General features: G+C 66.6%; 14 protein-coding genes and 2 pseudogenes. 9 read left to right on the plus strand and 7 right to left on the minus strand.

The features are described from left to right. Window positions 1-104: 104 nt before the first annotated feature. Together AB0B98_RS11085 and AB0B98_RS11090 are read left to right on the plus strand one after the other, a co-directional pair. Window positions 105-707, plus strand: a complete 603-nt coding sequence (locus AB0B98_RS11085; RefSeq protein WP_357362116.1) for a hypothetical protein — start codon at window positions 105-107, stop codon at window positions 705-707. 220 nt (window positions 708-927) lie between these two features. Then, window positions 928-1,054 (plus strand): annotated as a pseudogene (locus AB0B98_RS11090) (IS481 family transposase); the annotation flags it as partial. A gap of 38 nt (window positions 1,055-1,092) precedes the next feature. Here AB0B98_RS11090 and AB0B98_RS11095 read toward each other — a convergent pair. Both AB0B98_RS11095 and AB0B98_RS11100 read right to left on the minus strand, forming a co-directional pair. After that, window positions 1,093-2,877, minus strand: coding sequence for a hypothetical protein (locus AB0B98_RS11095; RefSeq protein WP_357362118.1), 1,785 nt, complete (start codon window positions 2,875-2,877; stop codon window positions 1,093-1,095). Between the two features lie 615 nt (window positions 2,878-3,492). Continuing rightward, window positions 3,493-4,533 carry an endonuclease/exonuclease/phosphatase family protein gene (locus AB0B98_RS11100; protein WP_357362120.1) on the minus strand — a complete coding sequence of 347 codons (1,041 nt, stop codon included), beginning with the start codon at window positions 4,531-4,533 and terminating at the stop codon, window positions 3,493-3,495. A 406-nt stretch (window positions 4,534-4,939) separates the two neighbouring features. On the opposite strand from AB0B98_RS11100, the gene AB0B98_RS11105 reads away from it, so the two are divergent. After that, window positions 4,940-5,605: an HNH endonuclease family protein gene (locus tag AB0B98_RS11105; RefSeq protein WP_357362122.1), complete on the plus strand. Its 666-nt coding sequence runs from the start codon at window positions 4,940-4,942 to the stop codon at window positions 5,603-5,605. A 52-nt stretch (window positions 5,606-5,657) separates the two neighbouring features. On the opposite strand, the gene AB0B98_RS11110 is transcribed toward AB0B98_RS11105, so the two are convergent. Together AB0B98_RS11110 and AB0B98_RS11115 are read right to left on the minus strand one after the other, a co-directional pair. Beyond that, window positions 5,658-5,849 (minus strand): hypothetical protein, encoded by a 192-nt coding sequence (locus AB0B98_RS11110; RefSeq protein WP_357362124.1) that lies wholly within the window; start codon window positions 5,847-5,849, stop codon window positions 5,658-5,660. Between the two features lie 136 nt (window positions 5,850-5,985). Next, entirely contained in the window at window positions 5,986-6,420 is a 435-nt protein-coding gene (locus AB0B98_RS11115) for a hypothetical protein (RefSeq protein ID WP_357362126.1), read from the minus strand. Between the two features lie 191 nt (window positions 6,421-6,611). On the opposite strand from AB0B98_RS11115, the gene AB0B98_RS11120 reads away from it, so the two are divergent. The 6 genes from AB0B98_RS11120 (at window position 6,612) to AB0B98_RS11145 (ending at window position 17,431) form a co-directional block, all read left to right on the plus strand. Then, on the plus strand, window positions 6,612-7,133 hold the full coding sequence (locus AB0B98_RS11120) for a hypothetical protein (protein WP_357362128.1): 522 nt from the start codon (window positions 6,612-6,614) through the stop codon (window positions 7,131-7,133). Window positions 7,134-7,541: 408 nt separating this feature from the next. Next, complete coding sequence (locus AB0B98_RS11125) at window positions 7,542-8,006, plus strand: hypothetical protein (RefSeq protein ID WP_357362130.1); 465 nt, start codon at window positions 7,542-7,544, stop codon at window positions 8,004-8,006. Beyond that, window positions 8,003-10,447, plus strand: coding sequence for a hypothetical protein (locus tag AB0B98_RS11130; RefSeq protein ID WP_357362132.1), 2,445 nt, complete (start codon window positions 8,003-8,005; stop codon window positions 10,445-10,447). Before AB0B98_RS11125 ends, AB0B98_RS11130 begins: the two co-directional genes overlap by 4 nt. A gap of 54 nt (window positions 10,448-10,501) precedes the next feature. Next, window positions 10,502-11,815: an HNH endonuclease gene (locus AB0B98_RS11135; RefSeq protein ID WP_357362134.1), complete on the plus strand. Its 1,314-nt coding sequence runs from the start codon at window positions 10,502-10,504 to the stop codon at window positions 11,813-11,815. A 361-nt stretch (window positions 11,816-12,176) separates the two neighbouring features. Then, entirely contained in the window at window positions 12,177-12,497 is a 321-nt protein-coding gene (locus tag AB0B98_RS11140) for a hypothetical protein (RefSeq protein ID WP_357362136.1), read from the plus strand. A gap of 392 nt (window positions 12,498-12,889) precedes the next feature. Next, window positions 12,890-17,431: a hypothetical protein gene (locus AB0B98_RS11145; protein WP_357362138.1), complete on the plus strand. Its 4,542-nt coding sequence runs from the start codon at window positions 12,890-12,892 to the stop codon at window positions 17,429-17,431. Window positions 17,432-17,485: 54 nt separating this feature from the next. On the opposite strand, the pseudogene AB0B98_RS11150 reads toward AB0B98_RS11145, so the two are convergent. The 3 genes and pseudogenes from AB0B98_RS11150 to AB0B98_RS11160 form a co-directional block, all read right to left on the minus strand. After that, window positions 17,486-17,852, minus strand: a pseudogene (locus AB0B98_RS11150) (leucine zipper domain-containing protein); the annotation flags it as partial. Window positions 17,853-18,967: 1,115 nt separating this feature from the next. After that, window positions 18,968-20,167, minus strand: coding sequence for a restriction endonuclease (locus AB0B98_RS11155; protein ID WP_357362140.1), 1,200 nt, complete (start codon window positions 20,165-20,167; stop codon window positions 18,968-18,970). 347 nt (window positions 20,168-20,514) lie between these two features. Continuing rightward, complete coding sequence (locus AB0B98_RS11160; RefSeq protein WP_357362142.1) at window positions 20,515-20,778, minus strand: hypothetical protein; 264 nt, start codon at window positions 20,776-20,778, stop codon at window positions 20,515-20,517. Between the last annotated feature and the right edge of the window lie 98 nt (window positions 20,779-20,876).

Below are 20,876 nucleotides of genomic sequence, written 5' to 3' on the forward strand. Positions count from 1 at the left end.
GTTACGCAGTGGTCGGGCGAAGGGCCGGTATTGCGGCCGGTGCTAGTCGAGCAACGTGGGGCCGGGGGAGGCCGCGCGCCTGCACGCCCACGTAGGATCAACGCGTGACGGCGGCGCTCAGCTGGCTCAAGCAGGCCCTGCGGGATCTCTACGAACAGGACCGGCAGCTGTTCGACCTCGGCGTGGGTGAGACCGCGCTGTGCTTCCGCTTGGGCCATCACCTTGCCAACCGTGTGGACGGCCCGTGGGACGTCGATGCGGAGTATGACCGGGAGGGCACGGCCGCGCGCCGCAAGACCCGGAACCTGGCGGACGGCACCCACATGCGCCCCGATCTTGTGATCCATCGCAGAGGGCGGGGTGGCTGCACCAATAACCTCCTCTTCCTCGAGGTCAAGCGCTTCCGCGGGCGCGCCCTCGACAGCGAGGACGTCGACAAGGCGGCCGTTGCCGTCGAGCGCCACCATTACCAGCTCGGCGTGGCGCTGGCGTTGAGCCGAGGAGATGGTTTCGCGCCGTCCTGGTGGGTGTGGGTGCCTGACCCCAATGCCGGCGCGCTCCGTGGGGTTGGCGCTAAGCCGCTCTATGAGGGATCCGCAGTGTTCGGCCCATCGGAGATGCTCCGGATCATCTCCGGCGGGCATCCGACGGCTCTGGGCTCGCCGCCGCGGCCTTCGGCGTCATCGGCTCCGCGACCATCTCGCTGATCCTGCATGGTGCCTGTCCGACCACCAACACGCGGCCGCAACGAGAAGAAGTCGAGTATCCCTCTAATGGGACGGGTGTCGGGGCGGCCAGCTCGGGTTCCCGGTGCGCCGCCGGGCTTACGGCGTGCAGCGCGTACGGCGAGGCTCGCGCAGACGGCGGCATGACAGAGACCGCGAGGAGGGCGGCGGGACTGTGATCCGCTCGCTACCGCTCGCCTGGCTCAATCACCTCGACCGGGCCAGCGGCCGGGTAATCCGTCACTACGAGCACCCACACCCCGGCGACCTGGTCCACGTCGACATCGAGCAATTTGGGCAACATGCCGGACGGCGGCGGCCACCGTGTGTGAGACGTCCGGCGGGTCGCCGGAGTGCCTCCGTTGCATCAGCTCGCCGCAGGCGGAGAACCGGGGACAGTTTCCAAGTAGCTGGTCTGCTGCTCCACGAGTTCGTCCACGACTTGCGAGAAGGTGTCCGTTACCCACTGCGGCCTGTGCAGCTCCTCGCCCTGCCCGTGTATGAAGTGCTGGAGCGCCACCTCGGGCTGCTGGGATCTCCAGGTGCCCAGCAGGTTCCCGGCGTCGCGACCGTTGTCGGCTGCGTACTCGACCAGGCCGAGGTCGTGCAGGGAGATGACCCCCAACGCCGTCGCCCGGCTGGTCTGCAACGTCCCGTTCGCGGCCAACACCTCCTGGACCCGGCGATGGACCGCCGGGTTCCACGGGAGCCCGTCGTCCGGTGTGACGATCAAGGGCACGAAGCGGGTGCCGGGAACCAGGTTCCGGCCGGTGAGCTGCGGGAGGAATTGGGTGAGATGCCGGATGGTGGACGCCATCTGGCGGGCCTTGTTGTCGGCAAGAACGGCCGCCAGTTCCTTGTCCAGTTGGGGCACGTCTGCCTGTCCGCCGACCACGGGTTGGGAGAGCCGCCGATTGTTCGCGTCCAGCAAGATCCAAACGTCGCCGCAGTCCACGACCCAGTCGCATACCTTGGGGGTGTTCTTCTTCGTCTTCCAGGCGTGCCACATCTCGCGCTCGGAGTACACCCGCTGAAAGTGGCCGCTGGCGGGGAAGATGCGCCGCAGGACCTCCCCGATGCTGTACTCGAACTGAGAGTTGAGGCAGGACCTGAACGCCTCCTCGCGGCCGCCCTTGACTCTCTGGTCGGTGCCGCCGTCGATCTTTCGAAGGTGGTCGGCGACGTCGAACTCGGGCACCTGGCCGAACGCCCGCTCCAGCACGAAGCCGACCCGGATGACCTGTACCGAGCCGTCGGGTAGCCGGACGATGGGCCGGCGCCGGAGGGCGTTGAACTCCCACGGTTGCTCCGTGGCAGGCGGCTGTTGCGCTACCTGCTGCTGCAGGTCGTCCAGGGGTACCGAGGTGGCGTCGAGAAACAGGTTGATGGCCGCCGGGTCGATGCCGAGGCGGTCGAAGAACTCCGGGGGGAAGCGCAGGTGCTTGTGGATGTATGCCTGTACCCACAGGTGGGTGGCGACACCAAGGAACGCGTCCAGCGCGCACCCGGTAGCCTCGGCGAACAGCTCTGCCGGCTGCCCGCCGGCCCGTAGCCGCTCCTTTTCGCCGACAGCCGAGGACCAACCTTCGCGCCAGGTCACCTGGGTTCGCGCCATCAGCGGTGCCGGGCGGGCGGTCACGTTGAAGTACTGATTGGCCAGCAGCTCCGCAGCCAGAGTGGCTTCGAGGCCGCCCCACTGAGGCTCGTCGTCCTCGCGAACTTGGCCCAGTTCGTCGGCGATGCTGAGCACCGCCTGCAGCACGACGTCAAGATTGCTTAGGTCATCGCGGGCTGGCCCGGGGGAAGAATGGGCCAGGGCTTCCTTGAGCGCGACCAACAGGAGCTGCGGCGGGAGCAAACGTCGCCCGTTCGCAATCGCGGCACGTGCCCGCGATGCGGCCTCGCCAGGAAGCTGCGACGCCCACCGGGCCTCGACCTCCGCATCCGGCGCGTCCTCAAGGTCAAGGTCACGCAGCATGCAGCTGAGCAACGACAGGGCCTGCCCCACCGGCACCTGCCCCCACAGCAGTTCGCGGGAGGAGCGGTCCGTCACCGCGCCGAAGATCTCGGTACCGGTGCAGTAAGGGCGGCCCAGCAAGGACCACGAACTCCGGGTCATCAATGGGCGCCCGGGCACCCAAAGGCCACCCATGGCTGGACACCTTATTGCGGGGAAGGCGATGCGGACAACCGGGTTATCCGGAGTCTGGTGTGGCTGGCCACAAGCCCGACCCGCACCCACGAAGCGGCAGGGGAGAGGTGATTCGGACAGCGAACGAGCCCGACAGGTAGGTCGCCGTCGGGCTCGTGGACGCTTTCGGAGCGATGCTCAGGGCAGCGTGAAGGTGGCTCAGGCGAAACTCCAACGGTGATTGGGCAGGCGGCAGCATTGGCTGGCGGGGTGGTAGACGAGAGGCGGCGGCAGTTGGTGTCAGGCTAGCTATAGGCGACAGTCGATCATCATATCCTGGTCTTCGCCGGGCCATGGTGGGGTTGCGGTATCGATCGCCCCACGGAGTTGAACTCCCACGCCTCCAGTACCGTAGGTGCCCGAGGGGCTGTCCGCGTCACCGGCGGCGAAGTTGCAACATAGTGACCCTTATGTAAGTCGAGCGTCAGTCTGCTCCGTTCGGGTGCCCGTGAGGACAGCTTCCAGCCAGGCGGGGGCAAAGCGGCGTAGATCGACGTCGGCCGAGCGGGCGCAGCTGTCGACGTTGCGGCGCGTCGCTGACCGTACAGTGGCGGGGCTCCGGTGAATGGTTCAGCGTCAGCTCACGACAAGGTCGATGTATGCGGGATCGTGGTCGGACCCGTCACCGCTGATCTGGGTACGGCGCATCACATGCGCGGCGGTGACGGTGAGATCGGGGGTCGTCCAGATCTGGTCGTAGAGGGCGAAGGTGGTGACGCCCTTTGCCCGATGCCGGTGTGTCCACATGGTGGGGGACAGGTCGGCGAACTTGTCGTCGACGAGGGTCCCCTTGCGGTTGGGGCCGGCGATCGTGGTGCCCCGTTGGATGTTTTCGGTGAGGTTCGCTTGCTGCAGGGCGGCAAGGGTCTCGGCGTCAGGGGCGTCGTTGAAGTCGCCAGTGACCACAACGCGGCGGGTCAGCCGCTGCCGACGCAAAATCTTGGCGATCGCCGTGGCTTGGTCGCGGCGTCGGTCAGCAATAGCTTGTCGGGCGGCTGCGACCCCGGCGGTGGTGAGGGTGTGTTCGTCGGTGATGAAGTTGCTCTTGAGGTGGTTGACCAGCACGTGCAACGGTTTACCGTCCGGGGCGGCGATCTCGGCTTGAAGGAGGTCGCGGCCGAACACCGGTTCCCCGTCGGGGTCGGGCCAAAACCGCCAGGAGCTAATACGGGTGATCGGGTGGCGGGAGCAGAAAGCAACGTCGATGCGGCGGGGGTCGTTGCCCTCCACGACGACCCGGTAGCGGTAGTCGATGCCCAGCGGGCGCAGGTCGTCGCGGTGGAACGTGTCGAGGGCGTCTTGGTCTTCGACCTCCTGCAGGCACAGCACGTCGGCGTTCAGGGCGGCGATGCGTCGTGCGATCCACGCCCGGGCCTTCGGGTCCTTGCCCTTCACCAGTTTGCCGCGGAAGGTGCGCAGAATCCCGCTCACGTGGGTGCCGTCGGGCAGGACCACCTCGACCACTGACGGTTGCTCGCTACTCGGCCCGCCTGTTGCGTCCGGCGTAGCGTCGGTGGCGATCTCGGCGAGCAGGGGATTGGCCGCGGTCCGGGAAAGCTCCGCCTGGAACGACCAGCGGGAAAACAGGTTGTTGGCGTTGAACGTCGCGATCCTCACAGCTACCGCCCGCTTTCACTGTCCACGGATCGGCCCTTGGATGAGCTTGACGATACGGTTCACCCGCGCGAGTGGGCAGCAACTATCAGCAAGCCGCCAATCCTGGAGCCCGCCGGTCCCGCCTTGGCGACCGTCCGCGGTGTGGTCCCGATGGATGCCGCCGCACTGCTCGGCTGGCTGGGAGCCGGCAGGTCCCCGCGCTGGCGCTGGATGACGCCGAAAGTTCGATGGCGGCATCCGCAACGAAAGGCGGCACACGCCCCGCTGGGTCCGCCCAGCTCGTGCCCGCACACCGCTGAAGTGCTTCGAAGTTTCGTGGCTGCTTCTCGCCTCTTCACAAACACGCCTTTCGATGGACATGATCGTCAGAGACGGTTGCCGTCCACCCAGCGCCGAGGAGGCCCCCATGCGGGTAACCCAAGTTTCAGCCCGTTTCCCACGCGTCACGCGCCACGCCGCTGTCGTCCTCGCCGCCGTCGCCGCCCTGGTCGGCGTCAGCGCGCAGCCCGCGTCCGCCACACCCCCCGGGATCCCGTCGAAGGCGACGGCCCAGTCGCAGCTCAACGCCCTGACCGTGGCAACCCAAGGCTCGACCAGCGGCTACTCGCGGGACCTGTTCCCGCACTGGATCACGATCAGCGGTAGCTGCAACACGCGCGAGCAGGTCCTCAAGCGCGACGGCACCTCCGTCGTCGTCGACAGCGCCTGCGCTGCTACCTCGGGCCGCTGGTACAGCCCCTACGACGGCGCCACCTGGACGGCGGCCTCCGACGTGGACATTGACCACGTCGTCCCCCTCGCTGAGGCGTGGCGCTCTGGCGCCAACTCCTGGACGACGAGCCGCCGGCAGAGCTTCGCCAACGACCTCACCCGCCCGCAGCTGATCGCGGTGACGGACAACGTCAACCAGTCCAAGGGCGATCAGGACCCCTCCACCTGGCAGCCGCCTCTGGCGTCGTACCGGTGCACCTACAGCAAGATGTGGATCACCGTTAAGTACAGCTGGGGCCTGACCCTGCAGTCGTCGGAGAAGTCCGCCCTGCAGAGCATGCTCAACACCTGTAGCTCCTGAGCGCGATCCGGCTGACGGTCTGCGCCCCGAGGCGCAGACCGTCAGCCGGGTGCTAGGTCTGCTGTGGCGGCTGGCTGTCGCCGGACTGCTTGCGCCACTGGCCGCTCGCGTCGGCGGCGAGTAGACGCTTGACCATGGCGAGCGTCTCGTCCTCGGTGCCGAACTCCCATCGGAGCACCCGGCCGGTCTCGCTGTCGCCGGCACGGGCGAAGACCTTCCACCTGACCTCCCGGGTCAACCACATCCCGGCGGCCCAAACGCCCCCAGGAAGCAGATACGAGGTCCCGGTCGCATCGGATCTCGGTCGGCTGCTGTCTCACCTGGAGCCTCGCCTTCGACCGCAGGTCTGCCGATGCCGCCCTTGATCTGCAAACCAAGCTTCAAAGGCTCAATGTGTTCCCTCCCGCGTCGTGTCGCGCCGACGACCAATAGGTGTCGTCCATCCCGGGATCGGGTGTGAGCACGCGCGGGCCACGGAGCGGCCGCCGCTCTGCTCTGCACCACGCGCGCAGCTTCGCCGTTGCCTTGTTGGCCTCCCCGCACTGCTGCTCGGACAGGTAGGAGGCGAGAGCATCGAGTTGGTCCCAAGCGTCGTAGACCTGTTCGAACACCGACGGCTCCGCATCGACCAGGGTTAGGTAGCGGCAGACGGCGTGGGCAACCAATTGCTTATCTTGCCGTGGCCGCAGGCGCGGGAGTATGTCGACGTCGCCGTCGGCGCTGTAAGCGATGACAATGGCTCGCGGTGGATCGCCATCCAGATAGCGGACCGGGTTGTTATACCGGCTGCCCCTGGTGGGGTCGCCTCGCCCCATAGCGAGGCCGTCGAGGATGACGCCAACTGCGTGGCACCGCCCATGCAAGCGACGAGTACGGCTCCATCCATGGCGGTGAGCCGGGTCAGCAGGTCGGGGGAAATCAGTGTGGGCTCGACGGTGAGGGACTGCGGGGAAAGCCGAGCCGCCTCTCCGGCGGCATCGTCGGAGATGACCTAGTAGAGGTCGAAGTGGTCGTGCGTTGCTGCTCCCGGCGGCGCACCGCAGTCGACCAGGAGGCGGCGGACCTGCTGCCGTGCAGGCTGTCGACGGGCATGTGCTGGGGTGAGGTGTCGGCGCTGCCGCCCGGGGCGGTGAACGTCGCGCGGGGCACGGTGTCCATCGTGCAGGTCCTGCGGAAGGTGAACCGGCGGTGGGTGGTCGAGCCCAAGCCGAAGACGAAGCAGGGCTACCAGGAGGCGCTACTGACCGCTGCCGTGGCGCGGATGGTCGCCGAGCGGTGTGCGGCCACCAGCCGCGAGCCGGGTCGGCAGTTCGTGTTCGCGGCGCCGCGCGGCAACCACTGGCGGTACGAGGACTTCTACACGGATCGGTGGGTGGAGATCCGCGACCTGGCGCGGGAGAAGGGACTGCCGCGCCGGATGACGATGCACGGATTGTGGCATTCGCTGCTGACGTGCTGGCCACCGAGGGCGTCGATTTGGCGGCGCTGCGGACGATGGCCGGGCACGCCAGCGTGTCGACGGCGATGAACCTGTACGTGCACGCCGAGCCGGCGGCACCACGAGCCGGTGTGGCAGATCGTCGAGGGCTTCCTCGGCGTCGACGAGCTGATATTCGGCCGGTAGCGTGGCCCTCGGGCAGCAGAGGGCGGCGAGCCAGTGGGGGTGGTTCGCCGCCCGTTCAGCGAGGATGCCTTGCCGCTGTGCCGTCCACACAAGACCTCTTCAAGCATCCTCTATAGGGGACAAGATAGACCGAGGGCCTCTCGACCGATTCCTCGTCAAGCGGCTATAGCTGGTGGCGCGACGTTGAAGGCGGTCCTTCCCTCCGAACGGTTGCTCGTTCTCAGCCGGACGCAATTGCTCGACGGCGATCATCGGGTATTCATGGCTGGGCGGGGCGTTGTTGAGGGTTCGGGGTTTTGATTGGCTCGCAGCATGTTGGTCTGGATCGGGCAACGATGGAGGCTGCTGGCCGCCGGCGCGTGTGGAGTTGCCTTGGTGGCGGGCGGTGCCGTCCTCGCCCTGCGCCCGTCCGCTCCTGAACGTTTGGCCGGGCCGGGCGGCAGCCGCCAGGTCGAGTTGCATACCGGTGGGGAGCCAGGCGAGCAGCCGCGCATCGGCGCGGTTCGCGACGTTCTTGGGCGGCTGCCCGACGATCTGGCTACGGGGCGCTCTGACAGCCTCGCCGCGCCACTGACTGGCAAGGCGACTGAGCTGGCAGCGGTGTGGAGGCCGGCGGCGAAGACCGATGTCGACCCGGCCACCTGGAGGCGCACCGGCGACGTGGCCACCGTCGTGGCGACCGTAACGGCGAGTACCCACCCGGCCAAGGTGTGGCTGACCCTCAGCTTCGAATCCGGCGGCTGGCGCCTTGCAGACGTGGAACGGATGAACTCATGAGACGACTCAACGTCTTCCTGACCCTGGTCCTGCTAGGCGCGTTCACGCCAGACGTCGCCTTACCCGTTCTGGCGGAACCGGCAGGGCCGACGATGCCGGGATCGTGTGAATTCGCGCTCGGCACCAAGCTGCAGCTGCGAGATGAGCAGCGAAACGAGAAGAATCAGGTGGTCCGGCGGTCCCAGGCGGGCAGCGCGGCACTCAAGTATCACCCGGACGCGATCGGCAGCTACTCGCCCGTACTGCTGGTACACGGTTTCAATGGCTCGCCCGGGTTCAAGCACGACGGCTGGCCAAAGCCGGGCGCGTTCGACAAGCCCATCACTATGAACGCCGGCGGCGCCCCGATCGCCGATAGCCCCCGCAGCTTGGTCGGTCAGTTCCAGGCAATCCCGGGCGCCGCCGTGTTCGAGCTCGACTACCAGGACCGCAACCAGCAGTGGGTAGCCGGCACGGACAACGCCGGCACGCGAGTTGCCAAGGCGATCGACTGCCTGGCCGAAGGGTTCGGCCGCAAGGTCGTCGTGGTAGCTCACTCGATGGGCGGCCTGGCGACCCGCTGGGCGGTGACCGCGGCCGAGGGTGCCGTCGAGCGCGCAAATCGGATATCCACCGTCATCACCTTTGGGACGCCGTACACCGGGTCTGCCATCGCCGAGGCTGCCTCGACCCTACTCACAAACAACGGTGCCAGCAGAGTGGTTGCAGGCATTGCAGAAATCGTTAAGTTCTTCAACCGGCTCCTGAGTTCATGCGAAGGCAAGTCGGACGACGCCTGCGACATCGTGCGCGGCCTGCTCTCCGGCTTGGACACCCCGGCCGCCCAAGCGCTCCGCATCTCTTCCGAGCAGTTGCGGGACGCCCAGCGGTGGCCCGGGCAGATCCGAGTCTTCGCCCTAGCGGGACAGATCGAGCTGCAGGGGCGGACCTGTACGACACTGGGCTGCGTCGCCGGCACGCCCTGGAAGGTCGGTGACACGGCCGTCCTGCAGGACTCGGCGACCGCCGATGCCACCGAGCATGTCACGGTCACCTGCAAATACGTCTACAACGCCGACGTCGCCAGTTTCTACAACACGGCCAAGACTGCGCTCGGCGGGCCCTGCCAACACTCCAACCTGATGTCGGAAATCCACCTGACAAACAACGCTGTCGCGGAGGTCGCCGACGCCGTCGCGTCCGCGCTGCCGGTGTACGCCTACGTGACCGCCAAGGAGTTGGTCATCGCCCGGCACGACCACATCACACGTTCGGCCGGCGGGACGTTCCAGACCGCTCCGCGCTGGACGGTCAACGGCCGCTACACCTTCGCTGTTAGCAAGAAGAAGGAACTCGTCGTCATTGATAGCCGCGGTGGAGCGGTCCATACCATCAAATGCCGGTGTACCGCAGCCGCACCTATCGGCGACGCCGGTGCAGGCTGGGTAGACGACAAGGGCCGCCTCATGCTGGCCGACCTTGGGACGGTCGCTGACCCGCGAGTCGTGCCGGTGCGTGTTCCAACCGGCACCCGGCTGACGGAAGCACTGACCGGCACGGCGACCGAGATGCTGGTCGTTGGCCGGGTCAATGGCGGGGACAAGGCCATAATGATCAGGGTCCGGCCCGACGGGCAGACGACACTGGTCCACCAATTCCCTGAGCTGCAGGAGGTCATGGCCGCTGCCGCCGCAAACGGTCGCTTCAGCTTTGCCGTCATCGAGAGTTCCGGCGACTGCGGTCACCCAGGTCCGGTGTACCTCGCCGGCACCGACGCCGGCGCCCCCGTCGAGACCGATACCACCGCGCTCACCCCCGCCGGCAGTAACGCCGAGGTCGGCATCCAGGACGCCTGGTGGAGCGGCGACGGCAAACTCTACGCGACGCTGCACAGTTGGGTATGCGACCCATACGGCGGGGTGCCAGTCATGCCGCTCAGTCTTTGGAGGCTCGACGGCACCAAGTGGGTCAGCGTTGACGGCGGACCGGTGCGGTATGTCAGGCAGCTCAGCCGTCAGCTCAAGGCAGTGGTGCTCGAGGATGGATCGCTGTACAGCGAGGTGAACGGCGCCGGCGTAAAGATCGCAACTGGGGTTACCGGACTCGCCGCCCCGCCCTGGACCGGCGCCGTCGACCCGGCAGTGGCGCCGAGCGGCAAGCCGCGCACGAAGACTGTCGAGCCGTGCCCCACAAAGGAGCAGTTCAGGCAGCAGGCCGACAGGCAGGGTTATGCGATCTTCGAACACACGACGGTGAAATTCACCGTCTTAGGTTCGGTGGTTTGCCAGGCGGGTTGGGCATACGCTGCGGTTACTGGCTACTCGATCGACTACATCATCATGCGCTACCAGGGCGGCCAGTGGCAGTGGGCCGCCGACCCGTATTGGAAGCAGTTCGGCGAGCCAGCCGACCTGTGCGCCGCGATGCCCTCGAAGATCAAGTCAGCACTGCGCTGTCGTTAAGCTGATGTCTCCCCAGGCCATTGGGTCAGCTGTCGTTCGATGGCCGCGGTGTGCATGCGAACGACGGAGACGCTTGTTCTGCACCAACCGCTCGATCCGGAGAACCAGGACGTAGCCGAGGGGTTCGTCGTCGTCCGGTGGTCCGTGCTCCGTCGGCACTGGCCGACCGGCCGAGCCCTAGCCCGGGAGTTTCCGGGCCTCACCGAGGAGCGGTCTGACTACCGGGACGCGGGACCGGACCAGGCTCGGGTGTGTGGTCCGTACGACCAGCTGGTTGCGGCGCTCGCCGACGAGCGCTTCGCTGCCGCAGTCCGGCACCTGACCTCCGCCCTCATCACCGCGCGGACCGTGCAGGGCGCTGGGCACAGCCACCGGCTTGTCGACGAGGTGCTGGGCCGTGCGCGCCCGGCCGCCGAGTGGATCTATCCGGTGAACGACCGGACCGAGGTGTGGGGCTACGACCAGGACGTGCTGAAGATGTTTGGGAGCCTGCCAGCCGACGGCGCATACGACGACTGGCACCTCTTCTCCTGCTTCCATCAGATCCGGGCCGGGGACCGCATCTGGGTCTACGCCAGCACCCCGCACCGGTGGATCGTGGCCGCTGGGACCGCCTGGGCTGACCCGTACCTCCGCGTCGACGGCGACGGTTCGGAGTGGCGGCTGGAGATCCGCTGGGAGGTGCCGCTCACCCGTTTCTTACTCACACGCGGCGTGGCGGGGACAGACGTATTGGAGAAGGTCGTGCAGGGCGTTCGCGCCGTGCAGCCCGTAGAGGCGGACCGCCTAACCAAGATCCTGGACGAGGCCCGGGCGCCCGACCCCGAGGGACTGCCAGAGGGCCGCCGTCGGCGGCTGGCGCAGGTAACGGCCCGACAGGGACAGGCCGACTTCCGTCGTCGGCTCATCGAGGCGTACCAGGGCCGCTGTGCGATCAGCGGTTGCGGCGTGGAGGCGGCGCAACAGGCCGCGCACATCGAGCCGTACGACGGGCCGGCCACCAACCGGGTATCCAACGGCCTTCTACTCCGAGCGGACCTACACAACCTCTTCGACCAAGGGCTGCTCTGGATCGACGACTCGTACCGGGTCCAGGTTGCGGAAGGGCTCGACCACTACGGCGAGTTCGCCGGGGTCGAACTCCGGCCGACGGCGGATCCCGCGCACCCGGCCGGACCAGCGGGCGTTGGCAGCGCACCGCCGCGACCACGGCGTAGATTAACGATTCCGCAGCCGACCGACACCCGGACGGTGCGGTCGACCGCGGCGGTACTTGCGAGGGCACGCACAGGGAGCCTCCTGATCAGGGCCTGGGCAGGAATCCCCGGCAGGCATTCCAGCCGGCTTCAGGTACTGGGCGCCTCCTGAAAGCGGAGAGCCACAAAACCACCAGCGCAGTGCGGTGACTACAGTGCGCGCCCAGGGCGCACGTCTTCGCCCGCCTCGCCGGTCACGGCCTGGTGCTGATGCCGCATTGGCCGTACGCCTTCGAGCGCTCCGACGCCGCGTCCGACGCCGTAGTGGTGACGAACTGGCAGGCGGACGCCCCGGCGAAGGCGCTCGTCGACCCGTCGACCGGACCAGGCCTGGGGCCTTGTGTCGACGGGGCCACCGCGCGACGAGGACTGATGGGCCTGTCAGCAGCCGAGACGATCTACGGTCTACCCGCCACTGAGGGCAGTGACACGGAGGTGCGCCAATCAAACCGGGATGTGGATACCTGCGGCTGGTGCACCTGCCCGTTGACCGCACCGCCGAAGCCGTCCGCGACGCGCTCCTCGCCGTACTGGCGGGACTTCCCGAGGCCGCGCGCCTCACACTGACCTGGGACCAGGGCGCGGAGATGGCCCACCAACAGCAGGTTGCACCGTTGCTGCGTGACGGGGTGCTCTTCGCCCATCCCGGCCGGCCGTCGCAGCGCGGCACGAACGAGAACACCAACGGTCCGCTGCGCCAGTACCCCCCAACCGCAGGGACCCGCCGAAGCACACCGCCGCCGATCTCCGCGCCGCCGAGCAACGTCTCAACGACCGGCCTCGCAAGACGCTAGGCTGGCGCACCCCGGCCGACGTTTTCCACGCCGCTCTGGCACCCTGACGACCGTCACCGTTGCGACGACCGCTCGAATCCGACCTCCCAGATTGGTCGGTTCACGGGCCCTTGGAGGTGGTCCTGGCGTGCAGGCGACGGACTCGTCGAGTTACGTACCGCCTACTCAGGGTCTCGGTTGTCGGCAACCTCCCGGAGCAACGTGACTTGACTTCGTGGCTGCTCGCTTCGGGCTGTTCGAGAACTATTCCCACGGTGATAAGCCGCAGCGCGCGGTTCCCAGCGCGCGGGGTCTGCGCTTCGCTGCTGGTGCCTGGACCTTCATCAGGATTGGCTGACGGGTATTGGACTCCTGGCCAGGTGTCTGCTGTAGCGGTCCGGCAGAATCGTGCGGTGCCGATTGATGTCGACTTTGCCGCCATCCGCCCGTGGGGGCGCGGGCAGGATACCGGGTTCGAGGAGTTGTGCTGCCAGATCGCCCGGGCAGAGGCGCTCCGTAAGGGGCAAGCGTTCGTGCGCCTGGGTACCCCGGATGGTGGGGTCGAGGGCTACTCGATCGACGCTAGCGGTGCCGAGCACGGGCTGCAGGCCAAATTCTTCCTGGGAAGTCCGAGTACCGACCAGTGGTCGAAGATCACAGGCAGCGTGAAGACGGCGATTGAGAAGCACTCGCACCTGACCGCCATGACGGTCGCCCTTCCCAGCGACCGTGCCGATCCCAGGAAGTCAGGCGAGCAGTGGTTCATGGACAAGTGGAATCACTACGTCGAGCAGTGGAAGAACCATGTGGCGACCCTGGGGCGGACCGTCGAGTTCCACTACATGGGCAAGTCTGAAATCGTTGAAGCCTTGTCGCGAGAGGAACACGCCGGCCGGTACCGCTGGTGGTTCGAGCGGCCGCTGCTGAGCCGTACATGGCTTGCCGAACGACTGGACGAGGTCGTCGAACAGGTCGGGCCCCGCTACAACCGCAACCTGACGGTCGGCGTGCCGGCCGGTCGAAAGATCGCCAACTTCGCCCGACTTCCACAGCTGCTCGTCGACCTCGAGCAGCATGCCGCGTCCGTAATCGGCCACATCGAGCGACTCGATCCGGCCATCGACCCCGCCGTGAGCTCCAGACTGCACGAACTCGCCGCAGCGCTGCCATTGCCGCTGACCTCCGACGAGAGGCCGACCCCCGACAAGCAGGTGCCGGTCGGTCCATGGCGGCAGGCTTGGCAGGACCTGCAGACCGCGGTGCGGATGCTGTCTCCGCATCCGGACGCCGAACAGGATGGCGGGGCCGGCCGGATGCACCGAACCTTCAAGGAGCTCGCCGAGGTGAGCGCCAAGGTCATCGCGGCGTTCGACGAGGACTGGCCCGCGTACACAGCACCGGCCATGCTGCTGTGGGGTAATGCCGGCAGCGGAAAGACTCACCTGCTGTGCGACACCGCGCGGCTCGCTCTCGAACGCGGTCAGCCGGCGGTGGTGGTGCTCGGCCAGCAGCTCGGCGTCGGCAATCCCTGGTCTGAAGTCATGAAAGCACTTCGGTTCGACGGCGAGGCCGAGACCTTCCTGCAGGCGCTCAGCGCCCGCGCCGAGGCCAGCCAGCAACGCGCGCTGTTGATCATTGATGCTATCAACGAGAATAACGGCCTTCAGCTGTGGCCCAACCATCTCGCCGCCTTCCTCACAGTGGCCCGCCGTTACCCCTGGATTGGCGTCATCCTGAGCGTCCGCACGGTCGCCAAGGACATGATCCTTCCCGACCACGTCGACGAGGCTCGGTTGACCCAGGTGGAGCACAAGGGATTCGCTGAGGAGCCGGTAACCGCGGTCCGGGCATTTTTCGAGCACTACCGGCTCCCGCTGCCGGCGGCGCCGCCCTCGTTGTTCCGCGAGCTGTCCAACCCGTTGATGCTGCGACTGTTCTGCCAGGCCGCCCGACACAATGCTGGGCTGCTCGCGCGGCCGATCCCTGGGCTGTCGCGGATCATCGAAGCGATTTTTCAAGACGTTGACGCGCGCGCCCGACACCAACTAGGGACCAGCCCCTATCAGCAGATTGCACGACCGTGCTGTGAGTCCGTGGCCGGAGCGATGTCCAGGAGCCCGCGCCCAGTGCTTCCGTACGCGGAGGCGGTTGCGGCGCTTCACGCCGTTGTGCCCACGGCGCCCGGCACGCCTTATGACAAGACACCGCTCGGCGTTCTGGTCAGCGAGGGACTGCTCGCCGAAGACTTCGTCCTAGAGGAAGCCGGTCGAACTCCTTCGCGGGTGGTTCGGTTCGCCTTCGAGCGCATCAGCGATCATCTCGCCGCGGAAGTCTTACTTGCCGGCGGCTCTGACACGGCCGGCTGGTCCACGGCCGACATCGCCGACGAGATGGCCCGGCGACTGCCAGCCGCTGATCTCGACAAGAAATCAATCAAGACCTACCGGCTGCGGACGCTACTAGAATCTCTGGCCGTTGCCGCTCCAGAGCGCGTAGGTGTCGAGCTGCCGGAAATCGCCGAGGCCATGAAGCGAACCGATCCCACGCTCGATGACCGATCATTGGAGTGGGCCATCACCGAACCCTGGCTACGAGGCCTCCTGCAGCGCGAGTCGTCCAGCTTCACCGACCGTACCCGCCAGCTCCTCGCGGACCTGATCCTCGGCACGGACCTCGATGCTGCGGCCGCTCTGCCGGATCGGTTGCGCGGCGAAGCGATTAGCCGAGCGCTACTTCTCACTATCCACCCGGACCGGCCGCTTGGCCACGGCTGGCTGCACGACCTGCTTGCTCCGATGGGGATGGCGCAACGGGATCGCCTATGGACCGCGCAGATCCGCGGGTACCGGGGCTTCAGGCGAGACAGGTGGAGCCCGTACCAACCCCTGCTGGACTGGGCAAGGACTGCACCGTCGGCAGTGCTGAACGTCGACGTCGACGGCACGACCACGGTGGCCCGTCTTACCGCGGAAGCTCTGCTATGGGCCTTGCCGTCCCCGGACCGCTTCCTGCGCGACGCGGCAACCCGCGCCTTAGTGTCATTAACACCCCACGACAGCGAGGTCGTCCCCGCGTTGCTGCAGCTCGCGGCAGGAATTGACGACGGATATGTCACCGAGCGAGTGCTCGCGGTCGCGTACGCGGCAATCACTATGCGTACGGTCGAGCCCGAGCCCGTAGCAGCGGCCCTGCGGGCGTTCGTTGAGCAGGTGGGCGTTCCCGTTCATGTACTTGCGCGGGACTACGTCGCGTCAGCAGTCAACCACCTCGCCGAGGCGCTTCCCAAACACGCCGACGTCGCGTACCTGCGCGAGATCTCAATGCCGCCGTACCCGGCAATCTGGCCAGGCCAGTTGGGACTACCGGACTTCGATCAGCTAAAAGCCGAGTATCCGCGCTTCCGGGCAGACGCGGACACGATTTCGGCCGGGTCCGGTCTCGATGATGAGCGGAAGAAGGAGGCGGTCACCACCGGGTGGGGGCAGGTGATCGGATCACTCGACAAGATGGGTGACTTCCATTCGTACGTCATGCACGTCGACCGCCCGTACTGGTACAGGCTCGGCACCCAGCGCATCGATGACACCCGGGACACGCCGTTAACCGGATTTGACCCGAGCGTGCTGCCGGGATGGATATTCGCCCGGGTCCTGGAACTCGGCTGGACACCCCAAGCCTTCGGCGAGGTCGACGCCGACATCAGTCACTTCGACCGCGGACGAACGTCCCACAAGGAGGAGCGATTCGGCAAGAAGTACCAGTGGCTTGCCTGGCATGAAGCACTGGCGCGGTTATCCGGCACCCACAAGCTACGCCACCGCGACCACGGCGAGCGCGAAGCACCATACGAAGGCGCCTGGCAGCTCGACGCCCGCGACTTCGACCCGACCCACCTTCTCGACCGTCCGAGACCCATTGACGTCCGATGGTGGCGGGAGCTCTGGCAGATCCGTCCACTGACCGCCGAAGGCACCGTCACCCCAGACGTGGCGACGGACGATGGGCCTGTTTCGGTCACTGCCGCAGAAGACGCTAGCGAGCAGCGTGCGTGGTGGCTGCCGATACCTCAGGTCGTCCACCCCGCTGTGCCGCTGGACCAGGATCCCGTCGTCCACCTGTCCCTTTGGGCCACGGACCCGGCAGACCTGCCCGACCTGAGCGACTTCCTCGTGGTCGACGCCGACCTCGGCCACTGGCCCACCACCCATAGCACTCCGCGGCGGCCCGGCCGCCGCTACCGCATCCTTAGCGGGTACCGGCACCTCATCCCGCAGCGAACTGACCGCAACACCACGCACGCCGACCTGACGGCCAGCATCGACGGCGTCCTCATCCGCCGCGAGGACCTACGCGCGCTGCAGGCTTGGACCGGCGAGGAGGATCTGGACGGCTTCTCCCTCGACGTCAGCTTCACTGATGAGATGTACCTCGGCGAATGGCCGGCCGGAGCGGTCTACCGCGCCAACACGGTCGCCGACTTCCGACCCGAACGCTGGACCGACGCGATCGGCACCGACTCGCTCGGGCTCGGAGTGTCCGCGATCGTCATGACTGAACGCTACTGCTGGGAAGGCAGCATCCTCGACTGCTCGCTAGCCGCCACCCTCAACGTCCACATCCTCACCGCAGCACCCGCCGCTCTGTTCCCAGGACTGCACCACCGCAATGGCGCCGGCATCACCGTCGACGGGCAGCTCTTGCACCTCGATCCAGAGCCCTGGCCTGGCAACGACGGGGGACTTCTCATCGACGAAGCATTGCTCGCCAGCGCGCTCGAACGCGAGGGACTTGTCCTGCTCCAGATCATTCGGCAGACCAAACACGTCAACACACCCGACGGCGACCACCGCTTCGCAGGCAGCGTGACCCAAACCCGGCTCATTGGCTCTGTCGGCACGGAGCAGCTATGCGACGTCACCCGGACCCATCTTCACCCGCCCCGGCTCGACGACTAGGTGTTCTGTCCACAGAGGTTGGGGACGCGGCTGGCGGGTGGGCCGCCGAGTGCGGGTAGCTCGGTCGAGATGCGCCAGGCGGGTGACGCCCGCGCGGCGCAGGATCACGTGGCACATGGAGGCGGGCAGATCCAGGCGTCCGCCGATGCGCGCGGGTCCCCACCGTCGGCTGGTCCGTAGATGCAGCACCCGGCGTTCTACCTGGGGGCGGGTGCGGTTCGGGCTGTGGTGTGGCCGGCTGGAGCGGTCTTTCATGCCCACGGCGCCTTCGACGCGGTAGCGATCGGACGAGCGTTTCGCTGTTGTCGGGCTGACCTGGAACCGTTCCGCGGCCCGGCGCAGCGGCCACTCGTCGTCGACGACGCAGCGGGCCAGACGCAGCCCTGCCGCGTTCGGTCAGGGGTGCATTAGCGTGGGTCACGAGGACCTCCCGGCTGATGCGGAACCTTTGACAAGCTCCACCTCACCCGGAGGTCCTCACCCATTTCAAGATCTACGCCCTGCCACTAACGTCCATGGACAGAACACCTAAACACTGTCATCCGCAGCGCCGGCTGCTGCCAAGCTATCGATATCCATCCGTGTCACAGCCTCACCCTCGCCGACCTCCTACCTGCCGACGTGCGCGACGCCCTCCACGGCACCATCCGAGTCGGTCGACCTGAGTAGGGGTTGTTCGGTCGGGGAGCCGATATAGCAAGGGAGGCCGCGCGCCAGGCGGGCCGCTAAGGAGAGATGATGTTCAATAGTTCGGGAGTAATCCAGGTCTCCATTGACGGGGACTACATCGCCAGGACCGTCGGCGGGCGACGCGTCGGCATAGTTGTCGACGGCCGACCTGATCCAGAACCGTTTGAGTCAACGTTGCCCGACGCCTCCCGTCAGCTGCATCGGAGGGAGCTTGTGGGGCTTCAGGCTGGGCAGTTGGTGAGCACGTCACCGCCGGGTCTACCGCTTTGGCTGGAACCTGTCGCTGGTCCTGGCGCCGCTTAGCCGGCGCGGGCCGGCGAGGCCGGCGCGGCCACGCCAGAATTGTGCCGTGACAGGCGTGCGATGGTGTGGTCAGCACTCAATACTCGCACGGGACTCTGAGGTAGGGCCGAATCCCGCTCTATCGGATCACGGTATGACGTACAGGTCGCAAGGCGTCTGGTTGCTCAAACCGTCGGTGCCCCGGCTGCGTCACCGTACGAGATGAGACGACCGCTGACCTGAAGCGGTTTCAGCAGCTGGCAGGGTCTCGACTGGCCGTCCAGCACGATGAGATGGAGCGTCTGCGTGAGGAGGCTGCCGCCAATGGCTCTGTACCGCGGTTGCCTATCGCCGCAAGCCGAGGCTCAGGTCGGGTCCGTTCACCTGGCCGACCGAACTGTATACGCGCCGACGATCGCCAGGCTCCCACGGCCCGAGCTAACAGACGCGGTGTGACTTGCCCCCATGAGTCGCTGTGAGTGGGTGTGGGCTGCCGCCCTGGGTGGGTGCATCGAAAGGCGCGACAGGTCAGCCGGGAAGGTAACCAGGGCGTTCAAGAGGTCCTCAGTCGGCGTCGTCGAAATATCGGGGTTCTCCGTCCCAAACCAAGTAGGACCGACCGTTGTCGCCTTGATATTCGTCCCTGCCACTGTCCCTGCGGCGGCGGGCGGTGAAGGAGAGGCTTGCCGGAGGTAGTGGGCGGGACAGGTCGGGAGTCTCGGTGCCCCGCATGGGGTCGGTCGACAACCGGACGTGAACGGCGTCGAGCGGAATCAGGCGAGCAGCCGACGGCGTCTCTACAACGACGGCGGCCCATTCCCAGTTGATCATCCCGACACCGATCGAGGCGACGACGATTTTCGCGCCGTTGAGGCTCCACGATGCCGCCTGTTGACGAAGCGCGTTTGGGTCAGGCAGCAGCTCACGACACCACTCTGCGACTCGCTGCCCGTCGACAAGGTCAAGCGGGATCGAGCTGGCGTGGGCGTGAGCGAATTTCTGGGCGGAGGGCAGGAAGCTGCTGGAAGTGACGAACAGACTTCGAGCGGCCCCCTCAGCGTGAGCCACTCCGAGGATCGACGAGACCAACTGAATGTCGATCTTCTTCTTCTTGTAGCGCTTCACCTGAACGACCGAGAGTTGCTCGCCGTAGACGGGATGTGCCGTGAGGCGGATGTCGACGCCGCCATCGTTGCGTCCCTGGCCGAGCAGGGTGGTGTAGTTCTGGGCCGTGAAAACGGAGGCGCATAGCTCCTCGAAGCCCCGCCAGTGGAGATCGCCCAGTTGCTCGGGATGGAGGCCGAAGTGCTCGAAGACGGTGTGGTAGATCGCCGAGTAGTCAGGTGCCACCAGCTGTGCGTTCCACTCGAAGGCTTGGAGCGTAGTCAGCCGGTTGTGTAGTTCGACGCTCAACGGCGCGTCGTCTGGAACGCTGATCTCGTGCACGCCGAATGACCTGGTCTCGAAGTGAAGGCCGAGCGCTTCCAGCCATCCCCAGAAGCCTCCCTCGTCCTCGGCGCAAACCCGATTCTCGAGCTGATAGTGGCCGTTCAGCATGATCGCGGCTACCGGCCAGCCCGCCGGGGGGAGACTGAAAAGGTCTTGGTAGGTCGTGAAAGAGACCTGTTCCAGGCTGTCGGCCCAACCGTGCTCTGTCAGCCAGTCGCGCACCATGTCGCCTATGGCAGTAGCCAGAGCCTGCTGGCCGCCAGCGTTCAAGACGGTTAGCAGCTGCGTTGGGATGGGAGTCTCCTCACCGGCCATGGAGCGCACCCTACAAGGGGATCGATTACGGCGAAGACCTGTATGTGCGGCAGCTTCGGCGCCTGCTGCTCGTGCTCGAAATCGGAGGTCGTCCGCGCTCACCCGCTCAGACCCAGGGGTAGCTTGCGGTCCAAAATCGACGGCACTGTTGTTCAGCCTGTCTCGGCTTTCCGCATCGTGACCAGCGCGGCCGGAACCGTCGGTCTGCTCCCCGGGTCCCAGATGCCGCTGGTCCGCTAATCCAAGGAGGGGAGATCGCCGCCCCGATTGCGTGCCGCCTGAGCGACGCCGCCGCCATGATCGCTGGCATCGCACTATCGATCAACGGCGGCTGAACAGCCGGTTAATCATCCGCCTGGGTGCAGAGTTTTCTGAACCCAGAGGACCATTCCCTTGGTGAGTTCGGACAGGGGCTGAACTCGTCGGACCCTCTGCCTCCGCTGAGATTCGGTCAGCTTGCGGGCCAAGCCCTCATCCCAGTACTCCTTTATAACCTCGGCGATCAGGTCGTACAGCTCGGGTGAGGGCGGCGGTACAGGTGTCGGCAGCGGCAAACCGCTGACGTCGAAATCCTGGTGAGGTGGATCGCTGGGGTCGTCGTCGTAGACCACGGCAACTCCTCGAAGGCGTAGGTGCACCGAGCGTAAGGACATCGGCGCATGCTGAATACCGACCGATATCTGCCGTGGTCGTGCCAGGAAGTGGCAGA

The organism is Micromonospora sp. NPDC048947 (assembly GCF_040649495.1).
Lineage (GTDB): Bacteria > Actinomycetota > Actinomycetes > Mycobacteriales > Micromonosporaceae > Micromonospora > Micromonospora alfalfae.

Coding starts and splice junctions, on each gene's coding strand:
- AB0B98_RS11110 (WP_357362124.1), bottom strand. CDS start 5,849: ATGTGGTTGACCCGGGAGGTCAGGTGGAAGGTCTTCGCCCGTGCCGGC.
- AB0B98_RS11095 (WP_357362118.1), bottom strand. CDS start 2,877: ATGGGTGGCCTTTGGGTGCCCGGGCGCCCATTGATGACCCGGAGTTCG.
- AB0B98_RS11130 (WP_357362132.1), top strand. CDS start 8,003: ATGAGACGACTCAACGTCTTCCTGACCCTGGTCCTGCTAGGCGCGTTC.
- AB0B98_RS11105 (WP_357362122.1), top strand. CDS start 4,940: ATGCGGGTAACCCAAGTTTCAGCCCGTTTCCCACGCGTCACGCGCCAC.
- AB0B98_RS11125 (WP_357362130.1), top strand. CDS start 7,542: ATGTTGGTCTGGATCGGGCAACGATGGAGGCTGCTGGCCGCCGGCGCG.
- AB0B98_RS11135 (WP_357362134.1), top strand. CDS start 10,502: ATGCGAACGACGGAGACGCTTGTTCTGCACCAACCGCTCGATCCGGAG.
- AB0B98_RS11115 (WP_357362126.1), bottom strand. CDS start 6,420: ATGGGGCGAGGCGACCCCACCAGGGGCAGCCGGTATAACAACCCGGTC.
- AB0B98_RS11155 (WP_357362140.1), bottom strand. CDS start 20,167: ATGGCCGGTGAGGAGACTCCCATCCCAACGCAGCTGCTAACCGTCTTG.